At 63.2% G+C, this 18080-nt stretch carries 20 protein-coding genes and 1 pseudogene; 7 read left to right on the top strand and 14 right to left on the bottom strand.

Annotated elements, in window-relative coordinates:
- Positions 1-31: 31 nt before the first annotated feature.
- Entirely contained in the window at positions 32-3682 is a 3651-nt protein-coding gene (locus AB6806_RS09010; protein WP_370954472.1) for a hypothetical protein, read from the bottom strand.
- 3 nt (positions 3683-3685) lie between these two features.
- Complete coding sequence (locus AB6806_RS09015; protein WP_370954473.1) at positions 3686-6064, bottom strand: lysozyme family protein; 2379 nt, start codon at positions 6062-6064, stop codon at positions 3686-3688.
- Between the two features lie 53 nt (positions 6065-6117).
- On the opposite strand from AB6806_RS09015, the gene AB6806_RS09020 reads away from it, so the two are divergent.
- Complete coding sequence (locus AB6806_RS09020) at positions 6118-6660, top strand: hypothetical protein (RefSeq protein ID WP_370954474.1); 543 nt, start codon at positions 6118-6120, stop codon at positions 6658-6660.
- A gap of 434 nt (positions 6661-7094) precedes the next feature.
- Here the strand turns inward: AB6806_RS09020 and AB6806_RS09025 are convergent, their stop codons facing one another.
- From AB6806_RS09025 to AB6806_RS09055, 7 genes and pseudogenes are all read right to left on the bottom strand, one after another.
- A complete protein-coding gene (locus AB6806_RS09025; protein ID WP_370954475.1) occupies positions 7095-7547 on the bottom strand; it encodes a hypothetical protein in 453 nt (150 codons plus the stop codon).
- Between the two features lie 127 nt (positions 7548-7674).
- Positions 7675-8187, bottom strand: a complete 513-nt coding sequence (gene rnhA, locus AB6806_RS09030; RefSeq protein WP_370954476.1) for a ribonuclease HI — start codon at positions 8185-8187, stop codon at positions 7675-7677.
- A 123-nt stretch (positions 8188-8310) separates the two neighbouring features.
- Positions 8311-8721 (bottom strand): hypothetical protein, encoded by a 411-nt coding sequence (locus tag AB6806_RS09035; RefSeq protein ID WP_370954477.1) that lies wholly within the window; start codon positions 8719-8721, stop codon positions 8311-8313.
- Positions 8722-9321: 600 nt separating this feature from the next.
- Positions 9322-9642 (bottom strand): annotated as a pseudogene (locus tag AB6806_RS09040) (Rha family transcriptional regulator); the annotation flags it as partial.
- A gap of 48 nt (positions 9643-9690) precedes the next feature.
- Positions 9691-10032, bottom strand: a complete 342-nt coding sequence (locus AB6806_RS09045; RefSeq protein ID WP_370954478.1) for a hypothetical protein — start codon at positions 10030-10032, stop codon at positions 9691-9693.
- Positions 10029-10178, bottom strand: a complete 150-nt coding sequence (locus AB6806_RS09050; protein ID WP_161783862.1) for a hypothetical protein — start codon at positions 10176-10178, stop codon at positions 10029-10031. Before AB6806_RS09050 ends, AB6806_RS09045 begins: the two co-directional genes overlap by 4 nt.
- A 79-nt stretch (positions 10179-10257) precedes the next feature.
- Complete coding sequence (locus AB6806_RS09055) at positions 10258-10617, bottom strand: hypothetical protein (protein ID WP_370954479.1); 360 nt, start codon at positions 10615-10617, stop codon at positions 10258-10260.
- Positions 10618-10871: 254 nt separating this feature from the next.
- On the opposite strand from AB6806_RS09055, the gene AB6806_RS09060 reads away from it, so the two are divergent.
- Positions 10872-11342 (top strand): hypothetical protein, encoded by a 471-nt coding sequence (locus tag AB6806_RS09060; protein ID WP_370954480.1) that lies wholly within the window; start codon positions 10872-10874, stop codon positions 11340-11342.
- Positions 11343-11414: 72 nt separating this feature from the next.
- Here the strand turns inward: AB6806_RS09060 and AB6806_RS09065 are convergent, their stop codons facing one another.
- Entirely contained in the window at positions 11415-12026 is a 612-nt protein-coding gene (locus AB6806_RS09065) for a recombinase family protein (protein WP_370954481.1), read from the bottom strand.
- A 199-nt stretch (positions 12027-12225) separates the two neighbouring features.
- Between AB6806_RS09065 and AB6806_RS09070 the strand changes: the two genes are divergently transcribed.
- The gene (locus AB6806_RS09070) at positions 12226-12450 is read left to right on the top strand and encodes a hypothetical protein (protein ID WP_370954482.1); all 225 of its coding nucleotides are present in this window, start codon (positions 12226-12228) and stop codon (positions 12448-12450) included.
- A gap of 213 nt (positions 12451-12663) precedes the next feature.
- Positions 12664-13287 (top strand): hypothetical protein, encoded by a 624-nt coding sequence (locus AB6806_RS09075; RefSeq protein WP_370954483.1) that lies wholly within the window; start codon positions 12664-12666, stop codon positions 13285-13287.
- Here AB6806_RS09075 and AB6806_RS09080 read toward each other — a convergent pair.
- Positions 13284-14066: a hypothetical protein gene (locus AB6806_RS09080; protein ID WP_370954484.1), complete on the bottom strand. Its 783-nt coding sequence runs from the start codon at positions 14064-14066 to the stop codon at positions 13284-13286. The genes AB6806_RS09075 and AB6806_RS09080 overlap by 4 nt on opposite strands.
- Before the next feature lie 604 nt (positions 14067-14670).
- On the opposite strand from AB6806_RS09080, the gene AB6806_RS09085 reads away from it, so the two are divergent.
- A complete protein-coding gene (locus tag AB6806_RS09085) occupies positions 14671-15012 on the top strand; it encodes a hypothetical protein (protein ID WP_038359449.1) in 342 nt (113 codons plus the stop codon).
- Between the two features lie 63 nt (positions 15013-15075).
- Here the strand turns inward: AB6806_RS09085 and AB6806_RS09090 are convergent, their stop codons facing one another.
- Complete coding sequence (locus AB6806_RS09090; protein ID WP_156115882.1) at positions 15076-15213, bottom strand: hypothetical protein; 138 nt, start codon at positions 15211-15213, stop codon at positions 15076-15078.
- Positions 15214-15347: 134 nt separating this feature from the next.
- Positions 15348-15728: a methylglyoxal synthase gene (locus AB6806_RS09095; RefSeq protein WP_038359451.1), complete on the bottom strand. Its 381-nt coding sequence runs from the start codon at positions 15726-15728 to the stop codon at positions 15348-15350.
- Positions 15729-16056: 328 nt separating this feature from the next.
- Here AB6806_RS09095 and AB6806_RS09100 point away from each other — a divergent pair, with 328 nt between their 5' ends.
- A complete protein-coding gene (locus AB6806_RS09100; RefSeq protein ID WP_260368393.1) occupies positions 16057-16191 on the top strand; it encodes a hypothetical protein in 135 nt (44 codons plus the stop codon).
- 112 nt (positions 16192-16303) lie between these two features.
- Here AB6806_RS09100 and AB6806_RS09105 read toward each other — a convergent pair whose 3' ends face one another.
- Positions 16304-16927, bottom strand: coding sequence for a biotin transporter BioY (locus AB6806_RS09105; protein ID WP_370954485.1), 624 nt, complete (start codon positions 16925-16927; stop codon positions 16304-16306).
- A gap of 213 nt (positions 16928-17140) precedes the next feature.
- On the opposite strand from AB6806_RS09105, the gene AB6806_RS09110 reads away from it, so the two are divergent.
- Positions 17141-18055 carry an MBL fold metallo-hydrolase gene (locus AB6806_RS09110; RefSeq protein WP_370954486.1) on the top strand — a complete coding sequence of 305 codons (915 nt, stop codon included), beginning with the start codon at positions 17141-17143 and terminating at the stop codon, positions 18053-18055.
- Positions 18056-18080: the final 25 nt, after the last annotated feature.

The following is an 18080-nucleotide window of genomic DNA, read 5'->3' on the forward strand; positions in this document are numbered from 1 at the left end:
CACCCTCCGGGGCTCCAAACATGAAGTCACTTCACTCTTCGTCGCCGCCGCCCGGCACCATGGCCCGGTGCGCCCTGATCCGATCCTTGATGATCGCCTCACGGACCTCGGGGTTTTCCTCGCCAAGTTGCTGTTCCGCCGCCTGTCGATAAGCCCCGAGGATGCTCTTCAGCACCTTGATCCGTGACCCGCCGTATTCCTCATCGCCATCCGTCAGCTCCGTCCGGTACTCCGGGGACCTGATGAACTCCTGCATGGTCTCCTGAAGCGTCTTGCCCTCCAGCTTCACGAGCCCTGTCAGCTCCCGATAGCGGTCATAGGCCGTCTTGCCGGTGACCACGCTCTTGAACTCCGTCAGGTCCACATTGCCCTTGGTCTTGCCGGGAGGCGCGAAGGCGTTGTCCCCGATGAGCGAGAGCCTCGCCAGCTCGTCCTTCAGGTCGTCCCGAGGGCTTGCCTTCCACGCTTCGGTGGTCGGCTGGTCGTTACCCCGGTGGGTGTCGCTGACCACGGGTGAGAGCCAGGACGGTCCAAGCGTCGGGGGAGGAGTGACGGGTTCCCCGAGGATGTTGCGGACAGGGTCCAGCTCTTCGGAGAAGCCGGGCGTCTTCCGCTTCAGCCCGTCGAGGACGGAACGGACCTCCCGCATGTACGGATCGGTGTTGGCGCGGGTCAGCGCGTTCGGGACGAAGGACCCGGCCATGTTCCGGAAGGCTTTCGCGAAGTCCTTCTCCGGGTCCTTCAGGGCGTCCAGCGCCTCCGTCAGCCCTTGCAGGTAGGACTTGCTGGTGAGCTGCTTCAGGATGGCGATGCTGGCCTGTCCCGCGAACTCCGCGACCGTCTCGTCTGACCACTGACCCGACAGCTCGGCGTAGTCCGCCGACATGCCGAGGAACATGGCGAAGGGGTCGAGCCGCTGGTAGCTGGTGTAGGTAGTCGAGCCGTCTGGGTTCTTGCTGCGGATGGAATAGGGACGCCAGCCGGTGGCCTCCAGTGCCTTGCGCTGATGCGGGTTGGCCGGGCCGCTGCCGGTGAGCCTGCCTTCGATCCCGAGGCTGATAGCCGAGGTCCAGAGCAAGCCGCCCATCGCCATCTTGCCGACCGCATCGGCGTGAGCCTGAGCCCCGCGCTCGCCCATGATCGCCGCATTGAACTCCTTGCGGGCCATGTTGAGCCCCGGCGTGCGATCCCAAGCGAACCTGACGAGGTTCGTCGGGGTCCTGATGAAGGGCATGACGACGCGGATGGACGGGTGGTTGCCCGCGAACCGCTGAACGCTCTCGCCTAGCGACGGATTGCCGAACCACGTCGAGACCTTCAGGTCATTCGTGAAGGTGCTTTCGCGCGCCTTCTCAAGTGCCATCGCATTGAGCGCCCGGCCCAACTCGTCGGTGCTCTCGTCAACCCGCTTGCTGACGTGCTGGCCGAACTTGCTGAAGTCGCCGGTCTTCCACGAGCCTTCCTCGAATGCCTCGCGATAGGCCGAAGCCCTGACCTCCCCGAGATAGGAGACCTGCTTCACGAACTCGTCCATGGACATCATGGTCCGACCCGGCAGGTTCACCACGGTCCCGAGTGCATCCGCCACGCGGGCAACGACGGGGTTCTTGATGTTGAACGTGGTCGAGGGCAGCGAAGGGGCGACCTCGATCCGCGCCCGGCCAGCGTCAAGGACAGGCCCCCCGAGACGGAACGCCTTGGCCGCTGCCGAGACGCCGTCCCGAACAGAGGCGATCATTGTCCCGTATTGGATGGCCGCTTCCTGCATCTGAGCCCGGCCGGCTTCCGTGCGATAGAGCCGAGCCCCGGCGATGAACTTCTCCGCAGGGCGAAGGGCCGCCGCCATGGTCGAGCTGACGAGGTTGATCGTCTGTGTGCTCGGGGCTGAGAGCATGGCGTTGGTGCGGAAGTTGATGAGGGCGTTGACGAGGTTCTGCCCGAACCCGCCCCGGATCGTCTGCGAAACGCCCTTCAGGTTGATCCCATCGGCCCCGTTGTCGGCCCCGGTGATGATCTGCCCGGCCATCTTGCGGAGCCTGTCTTCGCCTTGCGTCCGCAGGAAGTCGCCATCAAGGTCCTTCAGCGCCCCGAGGTCTGCCCTCGCGTTGATCCGCATGGCCCCGAGAGCCCGCGCAATCTGCGTCTGCTGACCGCGATAGAGCCCTTGGATGTTGGCGGCGATTTCGTAGTTCTTGACGAAGGCAGCCGTGACCTCCGCCCGGTTCGCGTAAGGCCCGACACCGCCAAGCGGGTCGTGGTAGACCTTCGCCACGTCCACGAGCTTCTGATAGGCGGTCGCCAGAACGTCCCGGTACATGAGCATGGTGGAGGGCAGGTCCTCCATGTTCTTCGCCGTGGTCGCGATCCGCTCCATGAACGCCGTGGAGTCGGTCCCGACGATGTCCGCGAGGCTATCCGCCTGCTGCCTGATTTCGGCATGGGTGAGGGCATCGCCGCCCCTGAGCTTGGTCAGCTCTTCCTTGTAGAGGCGTTGGGTGGCCGACATGATCGCGGTGAGGTCGTCGCCGTTCTCGATCAGGTCCGTGCGGATGCCCGACAGGTTCCGGCCCTGCCCGTAAGCCTGCTCCGTGATGGACAGCTCAATGCTCTCGCGGAGCTTGGCCTCATCCACCTTAAGGGGCAAGTCGCGGGGAATGGCGTTGTCGTTGACGGGAGCCGAGACGGCCGGGTCGGGTTCGGCTGTCTTGGCCTTGACCTCTGCGGAGTCGAGCGGGGCGCGTACAGACTCGTCAACCTTCGCCGCACCATCCCCTACGGGATTGTCGTTGGCGGGTCTGACGCTCTCGGCTGAAGGCTTGGCGGGCTCTTCCGGCAGGCGATCCTTGGATAGGTCCACCTCTTCCGGCTTGAAGCCCGCCCGTTCCATCTCGTCGGAGACCTTCAGGGCTTCCTCAAGGTTCCCCGCACGGATGGCCTTGGTGAACCGCAGGCCGAGAATGAGACCCTCTGCCACCATGCCGAGGCCGAGCCCCTCCGTGGCGTTCTTCAGCCTGCCAAGGGCCTCGCTGTCTTCCGGCCGTGCAGCGAGGAACTGCGTGACCGGATCGCGAAGGGCCGTGTTCTTCTCGATGAAGTTGGACAGGCGCTCCTCATGAGGGTCGAAGGAGAACATGTCCGCGAGTGCGCCCTTGCCCGCGCCCTGGGCGATGGTTGCCCCGGTCGTGGCGGGAGCCGCCATGCCTGCGATCTTCAGGAAGCGGCCCGCCATGAAGTAGCCGGAGGCAAACTGAGAGACCTCCTTCACGAGCCCGCCCGTGACCGTCTCGGCCTTCGGGGTGACTGCGGTATCCAGCGGGAGGGCCAGCGGGTTCGCTGCACCGCTGACAATGCCGGGCGCTATGCCCGACATGTCAAAGAGGTTCTCGTGCACCCACTTCACGGCGGGCTGAGTGACGAGGCCGTACATGGCCCCGGAGGTTTCATTGATCGCCGTGGCGACGCCCCGGTTCACTTGGCCGGGGAGTTCGAGGATGCCCCCGCCGATGTCCCTAGCGAACTTGCCGGCCGTCGCGAGGGGGCCGCTGGGGGGCTCTGCGGTAGCCGGCTGGGGCTTGGCAGCCTCGATCTGGTCGAGCTGGTCCCAAAGCCCTTCAAGCTGGGCGTCACGCTCGGGAGCCGGAGCGGGTTCTATTGTGGTCGAAAGTGATGCTGTCTTGTCCATGGGTTACTGACCGGGGCGCTTCGAAAGGAGCGACCGCTGAATGCTGATGAAGGCCGCAGCGTCCTCGGGGCTGAAGCCCTTCTGCTTGGCCCATCGGGCGAAGTGCGAAGACGGATTGCGACGGTTTGTGTTGTCGGCCTCGAATGCTGCGAGGCTTTCGAAGACAGGCGTGGTCCGCCAATCGACTTCCTCTGTCGGTTCCCTGCGGGTGGCCTGCGGGGCTGTTGCGGGTGACGGGGAAGTGGGCTTTGCGGGAGCTGCCGGGGACGGGGCGGCCGGAGCTGGAGTCACTCCACTTTTCGCCGGGGTCGGCATGACGGGCGTCGAGCCGTCGTAAAGCGGTGTCGTGTTGTACTTGCTGTTCGGGAGGTAGTATTTCACAACCCGCTGCTGCTCCTCCATCAGCCATGAGATGGCTTCCGAGCGGGGCTTGCCGGGGTTCGCCTTTTCATAGGCGATGATGTTCTTGCGGAGGCTGTCCACGGCCCGCTGAGCAAGCTCGGGCTTCTTGAATACGCCGAACTCGCCACGGTCCCCGACGAGCTTTGCGGTGTCCTGAAGGATGTCCACCACGGTCCTGTCGGCAACCAAGGACTCGCTGCGGTTCTCCCGTTGCGTCTTCAGGAGCCTGCGGACGGTCTCGGGGTTCTTGATCGTCCCCGTCGCAATGGCCCGATGAAGCTCGGCATCGGAAAGCCGGCTCTCATTGGCTTCCATCTCAAGGCGGATGACCTCGCCGTTGTCTTCCTGCCCCTGATAATCCGAGAGGGTCTTCTGGATTTTGAGGACCTTGTCGGCGGTGTCGTTGCCGAAGTCCTTGTTGATCCTGCCGAGGAGCTGCGGGGACAGGCTGATGGTCTCGCCCTTCTCCAAGGCGGTGAACAGCGTCTCTGAGATGAACTGCGTGGCCTTTTCGGAACGGCGCTTCTCGTCGCGCTCCTGCCGGCGATAGGCTTCATCCTCCTCTTTCACCCGGAGCCCGTGGAGGTCCTTGCGGGCCTTGTCGAGCTTGTCCCGCATGCCGCGGACTTCGCCCGCTCCCGCAAGTCCGTTCGGGCGCTTCTGTAAGGGGACCTCCAGATAGGAGGCGTCCCGGTAGCGCATCGCCGCCGAAATGGCAGAGTCCACCGTGCGGCTGTCGATGTCGGACTGAGACATGCCCTGTGCGAGACCTTCAGCTTCCTGCCGGTGGATGGTGCGAGCGACCGTGAAGACGCCTGAAGCCTCCCCGCCGCCGCCCTGCTGGTAGCGGTTGAGGGTCTGCTGATAGGTCGCGGCGTGCTTGCCTTGGTTCCCGTTGAACGCCTGCCATGTCGGGGCGAGCGCCTTCAGGATGCGCGGGCTCATGCCCTCGGCCTTCAGGTCCTCGTCAAGGTTCCTGCCGGTGACCCGCTGGTAGTCCTTGCGGCCAAGCCAGAGAGCGGCCCGGTCTTGGTTCTCGGGGGAGAATGTGCCGTCCCCCTTCGCCTCGGGAGGCAGGCTATCCCATGTGGTCTTCGTGAACTGATAGCGCCCTGCGGCGGATGAAGGGCCGTGGGGGCCAGGTTCGAAGATGCCGGGGTGAGCGCCCGTCAGTTGGAAGGTTGCGCCGCCTGCCGGGGTGTAGCGGATGTTGTACTTGCCCGCGCTCTCCCCGCCTGCCGTGGCGTTGAGGAAGGCCGCTTCATGAGGCTGAAGGTCCTTGGCGACAGGATCGGCGGTCTTGTACGCCGCTGTCCCGCCCTTCACGGCGGCCTCTGAGAAGGCCCCGTCCACGCCCTGACCATAAGCGGCGGCGTTCTTGTAGTAGAGGTTCTGGACGGCGTTCTTGGCGTGTGAACCATAGAACTGCCGGGAGACCCGGTTGACCTCGTCAAGCATCGCCTCGCGTTCGGCGGAGTGCGTGGCGCTGTCGATGATCGGCTTCAGTCCATCCGACAGGAACTTGGTGATCGCGGTCGGGTCTTCGCTGCCGGCGATAGCTGACTTCTGGTAGTCCGCGAGGAGCTTGAGGCCCGCGCCTTGGACCTTGTTCCTCGCGACCCGCGCCTCGTACATCTGCCGGAAGTACGGGGACTTGTCGGCAAGCGTCGGGTCGTTTCGGACGGCATCGGACCATGTCGCCACGTTATCGCGGATGGCAGTGAGTTCCGCTTCGGTCTCTTCGTCCTTCCGCTGCTGAGCCTGACGGGTTTCCACGAAGCCGGTGAGGGATTTGCTGAAGCCGGCGAGCGAGGCGATGAGCTGGTCTGCATTGCCTTTCGTCGGGGGAGCCGGAAGCTCGGGTGCGTTGGGGGCCAGCGGCCGAACGGGGGCAACGGGAGTAGGAAGTGCGGTGAGCCGCGTTTGGACGCCTACGGTATCGACCGGGCGTGCTCTTGGGGTGAACTGTGGTTCCGCCATGGTGGCGTGAGGGTTCCTGTGCTTCAGTATGAGCATGCACTATGGGGAGAGACATGCCGGTTGATGATTTTACAATGACCTCTGGTGAGGTCGTTCGCAGAGTATTTGGTGAGATAGCGAGCGATCCTGGCGCAGTATATCTTCAAGGAATACGATCAGGGAGGGTCAAGGAAGACTCTTCTCATGGTCAATACTATCGAGGGATGTTGCCATTTCTTCCATCAAAGCTCGTCTGGCAACTCAAGGCCGAAACCCCTAGCTACGACGCCGTAGTGTCGGCTCCGAGTAGCAGGGCTGATACGGGTCCCTATCTCAACGCGGTATTGGCTGCTTCGGAGGCAAAGGACCTCTCATCCCGGTTTAAGCGTCTTGGGAAATACAAAGCACGCGATCCGGATGTTACACTAGATGATATGATAGAGGAGTTTATTTACACCCCTGCTGGTGACGAGCCAGAGTTTAAGTCGCTCGTAATCGTTGATGAGTCATCGTCAACAGGGAAGACATTTGCGGCTATGCTGGTCCATCTGCGGCTCGCTGGATTGTCAGAAGACTGCAAGATAACCGTGGCTGTTTGGGCAAAACTAGGGAAGTGATGCCTTCGCAGCATGAAGGCTTTCTAATCTCGCCCCATCATAGGCCACAAGCGTGGGACCGGCCGCGTTATTCTCCCTGACGGTGAGCTTCGCGACGACGCCAAGGGTTCCCTTCAGGGACCATGAGGTTTCCCCTTCGCGCGTCATGAAGATGGTCGAGGCGGAGGCATGGCCTTCCTGAAGGAGGACCCGAGCGGCGGAGCAAAGGGGAGCGCGGGCGGAGCAAAGGTCCCTGCCGTTGGCGTCGGTGACCGTGAAGAGGGTGTTGTAGGGCCTGCCGGGGGCGGAAGGTGTCTTGCGGTATGTGAGGTGGATGTTGGGGGTGGACGTCATTCGTTCGGGGGTGAGCTGGGCATGAGAAAGCCCGCCAACGGCTGCGCCGCAGCCTAGTGAGCTGGGGAGCCGGGCGGGCCAGAGAGAAAAGTGAAGTGACTTCAGAGTTCGGGATGAGGGCAAGCTGACGAAGACGGCAGAAACAACGCAGCGAGTGCCGACGCTGCTTCGCCAGCCCTACGCCGGGCCAGTTCCGTCATCGCGTCGAGGCAATAGAGGAGGCGCGTAGCGTCATCGGTCGCCGGCTTTTGGGCATTGTAGGCGACGGACAGGGGCTCCAAGGCGTTGCGACACTCGGCCAGCAGGAGGTGAAGCCCCTTCAGGTCCGACGCTAGGGGCGACTTCTCCCCGTCCAGCTCCGGCCGCAGCTTGTCGAGAACCAGCGAGAGGAGCGCGCGCGAATGAGCTACCGTCTCGTTGGTCGTGGGAACTGTCTGGAGGGCCATCATCGCGTACATCGACAGCATGGCCGGCGAGGTCGTTTCGATGTCGGTGAGCGGCAGGACTGTCCCGCTCGGGGAGAGGTGTCTGGCTAGGGCGGCAAGAACGATCATGAGGTGGTCCTTTCGTGGACGCAGAAAACCCGCCGAGCGGGATTGCCGGGCGGGGGTGGGTGGCTGCTTCGGGAAAAGCGGGAGGTGGCCGCGAGCGGCTCTCTCCTCATGGTGGCGGGTAATCGAGCTACGGCATGACGATCTGAGAGCGGCGCAGTCGAGCCTTGAGCTTCTCTGCCTCCGCCCTCGCCAGCCGGTCAGCCTCTTCGTTCAACGGGTTTCCAGCGTGGCCTTTGGTCCAAACCCATTCGACCTTAGCGGCCCTCTCCGCCGCTCCGGTGAGTTGGAGCCAGAGGTCCTGATTGCTGACGGGCTTGTTGTCTTTCCCGCGCCAACCTCGCTTACGCCAGACGGGCAGCCATTCGGTGATGCCCTTGATGACGTATTGGGAGTCCCCGACCATCGTGACGAAGGCTCCGGGTCGAATGAACTCAAGGGCGTTGATGGCGGCTGTCAGTTCGGCGCGATTGTTCGTCGTGTCCGGAACGGGGCCTTTCAGAGTCTTGCGGGAGCCTGTCAGGTCATTGAGGAGGATCGCGGCGAAGCCTCCGGGGCCGGGATTGCCGAGGCAACTGCCGTCGAAGTGGGTGGTGATTTCCCGATGAGGCAGGCTTTCACCGCCCTGTAGCGTCTCCGTCATGGACGGGCGCTCTTCGTTCCGGCCACCACTGTAGCCGAGCCCCCTGCGTTGGGCCTGTGCGCGGGAGACCTGTAGCGGGAAACGATGGTCTGACGTGGGGTGCGTGGTCTGCCTGTCATCTCACTAGGGCCTCTGGCCCATTCGCCACCCGGCTCCTGCCGGTGCTTGCGGGCGGCGATCATCGCGACCGTAGCGGGGCTTGGTTTCCTTCACCTCATTCGTGACGAGGTTTCTGCGGCGGAGGTCCGTCTGGTCCCCGTTGTCGTGGGTGACTCGGATGGCCCGGTGGCCCTTGCCGGCGATCCCGAGGATGATGCGGGAGACCTTCGCGTAGCCGGAGCTGGCGCTGTAGGTCGTGACGTACCCGAGGTTGAGATACCAATTTGGCGAGAAGCCTGCCGAGAGGACCTTCTGGTAGTCTGAAGGCGAGATGCGGGCGAACCTGTCGGAGTTCGCAAGGGGGATGAGGAGGAGGGGCGAGCCGTCCTGTTCATCGGTCGTGGGCGCGGGAGGCCGGAGAGCCTCGTATGTCATGGGGTCGTGTTTCCTATGCTTATCAGTGAGATTGAGAGACGACTGATCCAAACAGAGACACGCGCGAATAAGCGCGGCCGACCTGTCTGAACGGGTCTGAGGGTGGCTGCGGGAGGGCTTTGGGGCCTCAGGGCTCCGCCCTTCGGCATCGACCATCCTGAAGGGGAAGACCATCCGAGGGAGGAAGACGAAGATCGAGATCAGGGGTGACCAGACAAAGGTGGAGTCACTCCACTTTTCATCGACCCTGCTGAAGGGGGGTATAGGTGAACCTGAAGGAAGACCTGCAAGATAAACTGCAAGAGAGAGGATAGGAGGAAGAAGTCAGGAACAACCTTCAGTCCCTCCCGCAGGAACCTTCAGGAGTCCTACAGGACCTTCCCCCCTTACCCCCCTTCCATCGCTGGCGGGGTACGACATTCACAGCCCCCCTGTCTGTGGTGTCGGGTAGTCTGCTCCGGAGGTCCGGGGCTCGTGTTCTGCGGTGCCGATCCGAGGTTTTCGGTTTCGGGTAGGTGTAGGTGGTCCCTAATCGGCTGTCGGGCCGGGAAGGGCGTGGCCTGAATAGCTAAAGGTGCAACCCAATCGACCTGAAGCGGCTCATAGCGGCCGGCATTGGCGGTCTGGATAACTGAAGGTGGTCCCTAATGCCCGCAGCTCCGACTCCATCTCATTGAAGCGGGCGATGTAGGCTTCCTTGAAGGCCGCCGCCTTGCGTCCTGTGAAGCCCATGATGAGGAACACGAGGCCGTCCTTGGTCATGTCGATGGAGCGGTAGGTGCGGCCCTGCCCGTCCGTGTAATCGACCGGCTGAAAGTTCAGCCGATTGAACTCGCCACTGCACTCCAGCCCGTCGATGGACTGGAGGACGTTGGTGTGCCGCTTGCCCAACCACTCGGCGACGTTGCGGCTGTTCGTCGTGGGGACGCCGGAGGAGTTAAGGGTGACGACGGGCGCGGGCGTTGGTCCCTAGTCCCGCAAGCCTTCGATGATCGCCGCCAGCTCCACTGCAACGCCCCTGCCGTACTCCGTCAGGCTGACCACAAGAACCCCCTTCTCCTTCCGCGTCCGGACCAACAAGGCGTCCTCCATCAGCACGATATTCCGATAGCCACTGCCGGCTCCCATAGTCAGCGCCTTCTCCAGATCGGGCTTCGCTATCTCTCCCCGGCAGGCCACCAGCAGGAATGCAGCGGCCGACCTCATCTCCCATCGGTCGTGGATTTGGTTGAGCCGCTGGAGGACTAGGAGCAGGCGTGCAAGAGGCGGGAGGGCGCTGGCAGGTTTCGTCCTGGGGGAATGCGTCGTCATGGGCAGCTCTTCGGGCAGTAGCTCGGGCGGCCGTTCTCGGGATGGTCCTCGCCGCAATAGCTCAGAGCGTGGCGGACGATTTCCTTCTGGCTCGGCGAATAGACCAGCACGAGGAGCACCCCGAGGATGAAGGTAATTGCGGGCATGGGAGCCTCTCCTGAAGACAGGAAAGCCGGAGTGGATCGCTCCGCCCCGGCCGGGTAGGCATCGAAAAGTGAAGTCACTTCACGATTGGAGCGGGCTGGCCTTGGTCTCGAAAATGTCGAGGAGTTCCGCCGCAAGCTCCCTGCCTATGCCGGTCAACGCGATTGCGAACGCGTCTTCTACCTCTGCCACATTGATGAGCTGAGCATTCTTGAGAAAGGCGAGCCCCTCCGTGCTCGCGACGGCTTCCGCCTTCGGCATCGTGAGGTCACCCTTACGCATGACATCGAGGAAGATGGCGGTGGCTTCCACGTCTAAGCGCGGATGCCTTGAATTGAGATGCTGAAAGCCCGCGATCATCGGATAGAGTTCAGGGCCGAACAACGATGCAAGGGCGTCTGAGTTCTGTTGCTGAGCGGTGCAAGAGCTTTGGTTGTTCACGGCGGGTCCTCATCAAGACAGCCTTATGGCTACTCTTTCTTGAGTCCTTATCCGCTTCCGGTCTAATCAGTTTTTTGACTCGATCAGAGCCAACTCATCACAGAAATGAGTCGATCGGTATCGGATAGCCTAGCCCGCAGGGACGGCCGGGGAAGGCTTCCGGCTGGTGGTGTAGCGGGTAGGACGGCGATGGGCCTGTACGCGGGAGACCTACAGTGCCAAATGACCAGCCCGTTCCCGTGGAGGCCGGCTGTATGGACATCGTTGAGGTAGCGCGGCGGCATGGCCCCTTTCTTGAGCGCCTCATTGCAAAGTCCACGGGCTTCATAGGTGAGCTATTGGTGGCCGACGCTCTGACGGAGAGGGGCTATCGGGTGGTTCCGACGAACAACAATGCTCGGCAGGCTGACCTCAGCATCACCGCGCCGAGCGGGCTCACCTTCCGTGCGGAGGTCAAAGCCGACCGGGCCACCCGGCCGACATGGTTCGTCCGAAGCTGTCCCGACGCCAGCGCCAGCTCCGTATGGTTCTTGGTTTCGGCTCCTCGATTGCCTGCGGCTCTCCCCGATCCCGCCGCCGCACAAGTATTTGTCCTAACGGCGGAGGAAGCCTGTGCAATCTGGCAAGCCTCAGAGTGGAACCGCCGCAATCCGACCAACGGAGACATTCGCCGCTGGCAGGTTCCCGATGATGCTTTGAACGCTTGGGACAAGCTCCCACGGTAGGGTGACAGCAAGGAAAAGCCCGCCATTCCTGACGGGCTCTTGCGGGTGACCTGAAGGCGCTCGGCAGCTTTCCTATGCCGTCTCTTTCGCTATCTTCGCTACCTGCCCCCGGCTGCACCCGGTGATGGTCTGCACCTTCGCCCATGACATGCCCGCCTTGAGTAGAGAGGCGATGTTGTCGTTGCGCTGAGCGTTCGCCGGCCGGCCCTTGTAGCGGCCCTCTGCCTTCGCCTTAGCCTGACCCTGAGCCTGCCTACGGCGGCGGTCCTCATAATCCTTGCGGGCGATGGCGGCGAGCATGTCGAGCATCATCGCGTTGATGGCGTCGAACATACGCACCGTGAACTCGTCGGCCTTCGGGTCTGCCATGGCCCAACTCGTGGGCAGGTCCAGCGCGACGACGCGAACATGACGGGCAGCCAGCTCGGCCTTGAGCTTGGTCCAGTCTTCCGCATTCAGGCGGGACAGGCGGTCCACTTGCTCAATGAGGAGGACATCTCCGGGCCGGCTATCGGCCAGCAGGCGGAACAGCTCTGGCCGCTTCAGGGACGCCCCGCTCTCGTTCTCTGTGTAGGTCGCGGCGATGGTGAGACCCCGCTCGCTGGCGAAGGCTTCGACCTGTTCCCGCGCTCGGCTGGCGTCCTGCTCTGTGGTGGAAGCTCTGAGATAGGCCCGAACGAACATGCACCGCTCCTAGTCCTGTTTGGATAGGTCACTAATAAGCGGTCTTCTAAGGATAGGTCAATATGTGTTTCTGCGCCTTCTGCCGGCCGGTCTTTCAAGGGCACACCAAAGTGACCGCCTGCCTCGCCGGAATGACCCGCGAGGCGATACGCAGAGGCGGAGACGAGTGATAAGCTGAACGCGACTCATTGGAGGCGTCATGACCGACCATCTCCCCCCGTCGTTGGGTGCTCCGCTGACCCCCGCCACCTTCGCTCAATTGACGTTCAAGCTCCGGGCAAATGCTGTCAGGCTTATGGACGAAGCTCGACTTGCCGGGAGGAAGCGAGAGGTTCGCTTTTACGAGGCGAAGCTGCGAAGGATCGACGCCGATATCGCGAAGTATGGAATGCAGCGTTACGCCGTCGTGAGCCCTCCCGGCTAGGCCAGTACCGGCCACGCGCCGCAACGCCCTGTACGCTCCCGACCCGTAGCGGCAACAGACGCTTCAGGTCCCGGCAGGGTGCGTGATGCTACCCTATAGGAAACGCGAGGGGGCCACGGGGGGAATAAGGGAAGCGGCCGGAGAAGGGAGGGATTTCACATTTTGGCGGCAGAATGTCCGGAAGCTATAGCACCGAACGGAAGGCCGGCTGGAATGACGCTCGACAAAGCAGAGATAGCGAGAAGGCAGCTCGGCAGTGCGTTAGCGTTGTTCTTGGAAGACCTCGATCCAGTGTCGGTTCACTCGCTCGCTTGCGGTGGTGGCGAGATCGCTGAGCACCTCAGCCGCAGTGCGGGCGCAAACCCCTTTTCAGCCCATATGCTGGAGGCCTTCCCCGACAGCAGCTTGGCGGACATCAAGAGGCTTCGAAATCAGTTCTGGAATGCCTTCAAGCACGCCTCGTCCCGGACGGGGCAAAATCGACAGGATGAAGAGCTACTCGATCGGTTTGATGATGGGGTGAATGATCACGCTCTTTTGTTGGGCTGGCACGACTATATGCAGGCTACCCAATGTCTGCCGATAGAGGTCCAGATTTTCTTCATCTGGTACTACGCTATGTACCCCGACAAGTTGGACGGATCGGCCCAATCAAACGGGGTGAGCGTCCGCGAGTATAGTCTTGATCTGTTCAGTAAGCTGGCCGAAGTGCCGCGTGAAGAGGCGAAACGCAGGTTGCGGGTGGTGATTGAGCATCGCCAACGTACCGATCCAGAGCTAATGTCGCATCCTCAGACAGAAAGGCGACCGCTGATTGCGCCGCGAGGCACGCTTTAGCCGCGAAAGAGAAACGCCCCCATTCGGAAGTGGGTGTGGAGGCCGAACTTCTGTGAGGCGAGTTCGTCAAAGCGGAAGACAAGGCCATCAAGGGTGTAGCTTGCTCTCCGCAGCCATCCGTCATCGATCCTGATCCGCCCTGTATCAGACACTTCAAGCGGGGATATGATCCCCTTAGTCCGCAAGTTGAACTGATGGTTCACGACGCAGTCATTGTGGGCGATTAGATTGCGTACTTCAGAGGCCAGGACAGTCATCTCATAGGCGGCTTGGCTAGGAAATAGGTCTATGCCCGTGCGTGTGGACACGTACTTCCGCAGTTCCATAAGCGACTTGTAAGAAAGCTCGTGGACCTTCCGGTCAACGATCTGCCAAATCAAGTCGTCGTAGTTGCCAGCGTCTATGATGGCCGCGACATCGATAGTGCCTTCCGATTTCAGCATCTCCGGTCGAGCAAGGAATATGTCTCTCAGGATCGTTATTAGGTAGAGGTCAAACGACTCAATCGCTCGCGACAGCATGATTTGGTTCACGAGGGAACGGTGACCTGAATAGTTGTATGTGAGGACCTGAAGCTCTTTCGCCTCAGCCGCCGCTAGCTTTTCTTTTGGTACGAGTCTTCCTAGCTCCTCAGATGTTTTGACGAATGTGAAAACGAACGAGATGAACTCGCGGAGTTCCATCACCCGCGCCATGTACGTGAGGCAGGGCTCTGTGACGTGATCTGGCGGGTCTCTGAAGCCTTCTTCCAGAGAGTCTACGGCGTCGCCTTCTTTCACGCATCCCCCTAGTCAATGGCTACTCGCGCATACGGACCTCGTCAGCGGGCGCTGAAGACGGCGCATGTGTAAGCGGTGAAGCACAAGGAGAGCGTAGGCGGGCCGGAGCGAAGGCTCAAGATAACGCGAGGTTGTTTCCCGAAAAGAGAAGCCGAACTGTTTCGCGGCTCTTGCTCGCGGTACAAAGGCGCGGTACACAATGCCCCGGCTCAAGGTCGAAAAGTCGAGTAAAATCAATCGCGTCATGGTGGCAGGGGGAAGTTCAAATCCTGCCACTCCGACCAAAATTTCCCGCGATAAATCAAAGCGTTGAGAATTAAGCCCTGCGGGGCCTGCGCGTTTCGTCGCAGGCTTGCCGGTGGGTTTCGGATCACCCCCGCCGTGCTGGGCCAGATTCCCCGGCCAGCGACGCAGGCCGGATACGGCGAATGGCCAAGCGCCCCCATGATGGAGCGCTCCGGCGCAAAAGCCATCCCCTCCTTCACGGGCGTCGCCCGTCGCTTTCAGAGCCTTGTAGGAACAGCCGCCCTCACCCAGAGGTTGTCTTGATCGCGCACAGCCCTAAGATGCAACCCGTGCGATACATCTGATTTGGGAAACTGACATGAAGATTTCTGCCGTTCTCGGCCTTCTCGGCTCGCTCGCGATCGGAGGTGCCCTGACAACTGCAGCAGCACCGGCCCTTGCCGGCGAGGCTTTGCCCGCTGCCGTGGCCCGGCATCTCGACGAGCGACCGGTGGAGTTCACCGCGAGCGCAGCAAAAATGCGCCGGATGATGATCATTCAGCAGAATATGGAACGGCAGCGCGGCCACCAAAACAGGGGATATGGGGCAGGCTATGGCCGCGGCCCCGGATATGGCCCGCGCCCTGGTTACGGACCGCGCCCGGGCTATGGCCCGCGGCCCGGCTACGGCTATCGCCGGGACTACGGCCCGCGCTACTGATCGGCTGATCCGTGCCGGAGGGCGCTTTGCCGCCCTCCGGTTTCGTGATGGTTGAAAATGGGGCTAGTTGCCCCAGAATCCTTCTTGATAGTCGCGCGGCGAAAAGGCTTCGGAGCCTTCCTGATCCTGCGCTTCGCTGGTCTCCGTCTGTTTGGCGGGCTCATCCTCGAGCGCACAGTCGGACTGGTGCCTTTCAGACATTCGGCTCTCCTTTCAGATAGGGGGAAGGGTTGCCTAAGGCAGCTCCGACGTAAGCCTCTTCGCTGCACTGCACAAGAGCACGCTACGTCACTCTCGCTCTTGTGAGCCCTCCGCAATCGCCGAATCGCGCTCGCTCACCGGGCGAAAAGCCCGGATCGCGCCAGCTCGGTCGCAGTGCGCGGACTGAAGGCGGCAGGGATGTCATAGACGAGCACCAGCCGCAGCAGTGCCTTCACATCGACATCGTGCGGCTGCGCTTCGAGCGGGTCGGGGAAGAACAGCAGGACATCGAGCTCGCCCTGGGCGATCATCGCACCGATCTGCTGGTCGCCACCGAGCGGCCCGCTCTTGACCAGCTTGATCGGCAGGTCCGGCAAGGTGCGCTGCAACACCGAGCCGGTCGTGGCGGTGGCGACCACCTTGTGCCGGGCGATCAGATCGAGATGAGCCTCCGCCCAGGCGGCGAGATCGGGCTTCTTGCGGTCATGAGCGATCATGCCGATGGTCAATGCCATGATGCCTTGGTCTCCCTTCGAAGGGCAGCGCCCCGGCAGGGAGCCGGCCCGCCGCCAGGATACGCGACCGCTCGCCACGCGCCACCTGTCATGGCTCCGTTAAATGGCATGACTATTGCGACGCCTTCCTCGATGGGAGACGAAGCATGATGCGCCACTGGCCCGACGACGCGAAAGCCGTGATCGTTCTGTTCACGGTTTCAGCCGCCGGAATTCTCGGCTGGCTGGCGAGCGGCCTCTGACGAGAACAGCCGGGAGCCCGTCCTTGTCCCGGGCCCGGCACCGCCGTTAAAGTCGCGGCCTGTTCGAATCGGAGCCGTCGAAGCCCATGAAGCGCATCTCCCTTCTCGTCGCGATCCTCGGGCTGGGCCTTGCCCTGTCCGGCTGCGACAAATGCGGCAATCTCGGCCCGTTCTTCACGACCGACACGAAGAGCTGCGGCGGCAGCGAGCCGGTCAAATAAGACTGGACGCTAAGACCGGCAGGCGCAGCCTCGGGCGGATCGCCGCAAACTGCTCATGAAAAAGGCCGGGGCTTGCGCCCCGGCCTTTTCGTTTTGCAGTCGCGGATTGCGTTCAGCCGCGCCGGCCGATCAGCGACCAGCCCGCTCCGACCATGCAGGTCGCGAGCGCGATCTTGAGGACCTCCCCGAGCAGGAAGGGCTGTGCGCCATAGGCGAAGGCCTTGGCCAGGCCGACGCCGCTCGCGCCGCCCGCCATCTGCGCGCCGAAGGCCAGCCAGAGGCAGCCGACGATGAAGAGGGCGAGATCGGCGAGCAGCAGGCCACCGACCAGGCGAGCGAGCGAGGCGCCCCGCGCCGCCGCCCAGCCGGCGATGGCGGCCGCGGCCACGAAGCCCAGCAGGAAGCCGCCTGTCGGGCCGAGAAGGTAGAGCGGCCCGGCCACGGCCGGCGGCGTATTGGTGAAGACCGGCAGGCCCGCGAGCCCGTACGCGATATAGAGCGCGATCGTCGCGGCTCCGAGCCGCGCGCCATAGGCCGCGCCAAGCGCGAGCACCGCCAGCGTCTGCAAGGTCATCGGCACCGGCCAGAACGGCACCTTGATCTTCGCGGCGGCAACCATGAGCAGGCTGCCGGCGACGGCCAGCGCCACATTACGCAGGACCGCGGAGCGGGGTTTCGCGGCCGGGAAGAGCTCGCCGGCGAGGGTCGAAGCCTGCAGGGGCAGCATGTCGGCCATGGCACATCGTCCTGTTTTGCGGCAGGCCGCGCCGTGCGGCCGCATTATTGTGTATGGAAGCCGCGCCGTGCGACCCCTTCCCTGTCTATAGAAAATGCGCCAAAGCGCCACAAGCGTGCGGGGCTGGCGGAAACGGGCAGTCCGGCTGGGCGGGATCGAAAGCTGACGGCCGCCTCGCGCGGATGCAAGATCGGGCAGGGACAGGATCGGACAGTGAGCGACGACGTCGAATTCGACAGGAGCCTGACGACACCGGCCGGAGAGGTCGCGGAGCTCTCCCCGCTCGTGCGCCGCGTCATCGCCGGCAATGGCGGGCCGATGACCTTCACCGGCACCTGCAGCTATATCGTCGGCCGCGGCACGGTGGCGATCATCGACCCGGGGCCGGATGATCCCGGCCATGTCGCGCGCCTGCTCGCGGCGGTCGCCGGCGAGACGGTGAGCCACATCGTCGTCACCCACACCCACCGCGACCATTCGCCCGCCGTTCCGGCGCTGAAGGCCGCAACCGGCGCGCGCGTCGTCGGCTGCGGCCCGCACCGCCCCTCGCGTGCGCCCGGCCCCGGCGAGGACCGTGTGCTCGACGCCGCGGCGGATAGCGATTTCATGCCCGACTGGCAGATGCGGGACGGCGATGCCGTCTCCGGACCGGGCTGGAGCCTGACGGCGGTCGAGACGCCCGGCCACACCGCCAATCATCTCGCCTATGCGCTGCCCGAGGAGGAGACGCTGTTCTCCGGCGACCATGTCATGGCCTGGTCCACCTCGATCGTCGCCCCGCCGGACGGCTCGATGTCGGCCTATATGGCCTCGATCGAGAAGCTGCGCGGCATGGACCATCGGCTCTATCGGCCGGGCCATGGCGGCCCCGTCACCGAGCCTCAGCGCTTCCTGCGCGGCCTCGTCCAGCATCGCCGCCAGCGCGAGGCCGCCATTCTCAACCGCATCGGTGCGGGCGACGAAACCATCGCGGCCATGGTGCCCGTGATCTATCAGGGCTTGGCCCCCGTGCTGCACGGGGCCGCCGCGCTGTCGGTCCTCGCCCAGATTGAGGATCTGGTCGCGCGCGGGCTCGTCGCCGCCAGCGACACGGTTCCGGCCCTGTCGAGCCGTTACCGTCTCGCCTGACACCGCTGCGACCGTCCTCGCGAGC

It is taken from the genome of Allobosea sp. RCC_152_1, from assembly GCF_041360765.1.
Taxonomy (GTDB): domain Bacteria; phylum Pseudomonadota; class Alphaproteobacteria; order Rhizobiales; family Beijerinckiaceae; genus Allobosea; species Allobosea spartocytisi.

Excerpts from the sequence above, each read along its gene's own strand:
- AB6806_RS09065 (WP_370954481.1), bottom strand. The coding sequence starts at position 12,026 with ATGTTCGTTCGGGCCTATCTCAGAGCTTCCACCACAGAGCAGGACGCC.
- AB6806_RS09045 (WP_370954478.1), bottom strand. The coding sequence starts at position 10,032 with ATGACGACGCATTCCCCCAGGACGAAACCTGCCAGCGCCCTCCCGCCT.
- AB6806_RS09025 (WP_370954475.1), bottom strand. The coding sequence starts at position 7,547 with ATGATCGTTCTTGCCGCCCTAGCCAGACACCTCTCCCCGAGCGGGACA.
- AB6806_RS09060 (WP_370954480.1), top strand. The coding sequence starts at position 10,872 with ATGGACATCGTTGAGGTAGCGCGGCGGCATGGCCCCTTTCTTGAGCGC.
- AB6806_RS09020 (WP_370954474.1), top strand. The coding sequence starts at position 6,118 with ATGCCGGTTGATGATTTTACAATGACCTCTGGTGAGGTCGTTCGCAGA.
- AB6806_RS09070 (WP_370954482.1), top strand. The coding sequence starts at position 12,226 with ATGACCGACCATCTCCCCCCGTCGTTGGGTGCTCCGCTGACCCCCGCC.
- AB6806_RS09015 (WP_370954473.1), bottom strand. The coding sequence starts at position 6,064 with ATGGCGGAACCACAGTTCACCCCAAGAGCACGCCCGGTCGATACCGTA.
- AB6806_RS09100 (WP_260368393.1), top strand. The coding sequence starts at position 16,057 with ATGAAGCGCATCTCCCTTCTCGTCGCGATCCTCGGGCTGGGCCTTGCC.
- AB6806_RS09085 (WP_038359449.1), top strand. The coding sequence starts at position 14,671 with ATGAAGATTTCTGCCGTTCTCGGCCTTCTCGGCTCGCTCGCGATCGGA.
- AB6806_RS09095 (WP_038359451.1), bottom strand. The coding sequence starts at position 15,728 with ATGGCATTGACCATCGGCATGATCGCTCATGACCGCAAGAAGCCCGAT.
- AB6806_RS09075 (WP_370954483.1), top strand. The coding sequence starts at position 12,664 with ATGACGCTCGACAAAGCAGAGATAGCGAGAAGGCAGCTCGGCAGTGCG.
- AB6806_RS09090 (WP_156115882.1), bottom strand. The coding sequence starts at position 15,213 with ATGTCTGAAAGGCACCAGTCCGACTGTGCGCTCGAGGATGAGCCCGCC.
- AB6806_RS09050 (WP_161783862.1), bottom strand. The coding sequence starts at position 10,178 with ATGCCCGCAATTACCTTCATCCTCGGGGTGCTCCTCGTGCTGGTCTAT.
- rnhA (WP_370954476.1), bottom strand. The coding sequence starts at position 8,187 with ATGACGGAGACGCTACAGGGCGGTGAAAGCCTGCCTCATCGGGAAATC.
- AB6806_RS09035 (WP_370954477.1), bottom strand. The coding sequence starts at position 8,721 with ATGACATACGAGGCTCTCCGGCCTCCCGCGCCCACGACCGATGAACAG.
- AB6806_RS09105 (WP_370954485.1), bottom strand. The coding sequence starts at position 16,927 with ATGGCCGACATGCTGCCCCTGCAGGCTTCGACCCTCGCCGGCGAGCTC.
- AB6806_RS09010 (WP_370954472.1), bottom strand. The coding sequence starts at position 3,682 with ATGGACAAGACAGCATCACTTTCGACCACAATAGAACCCGCTCCGGCT.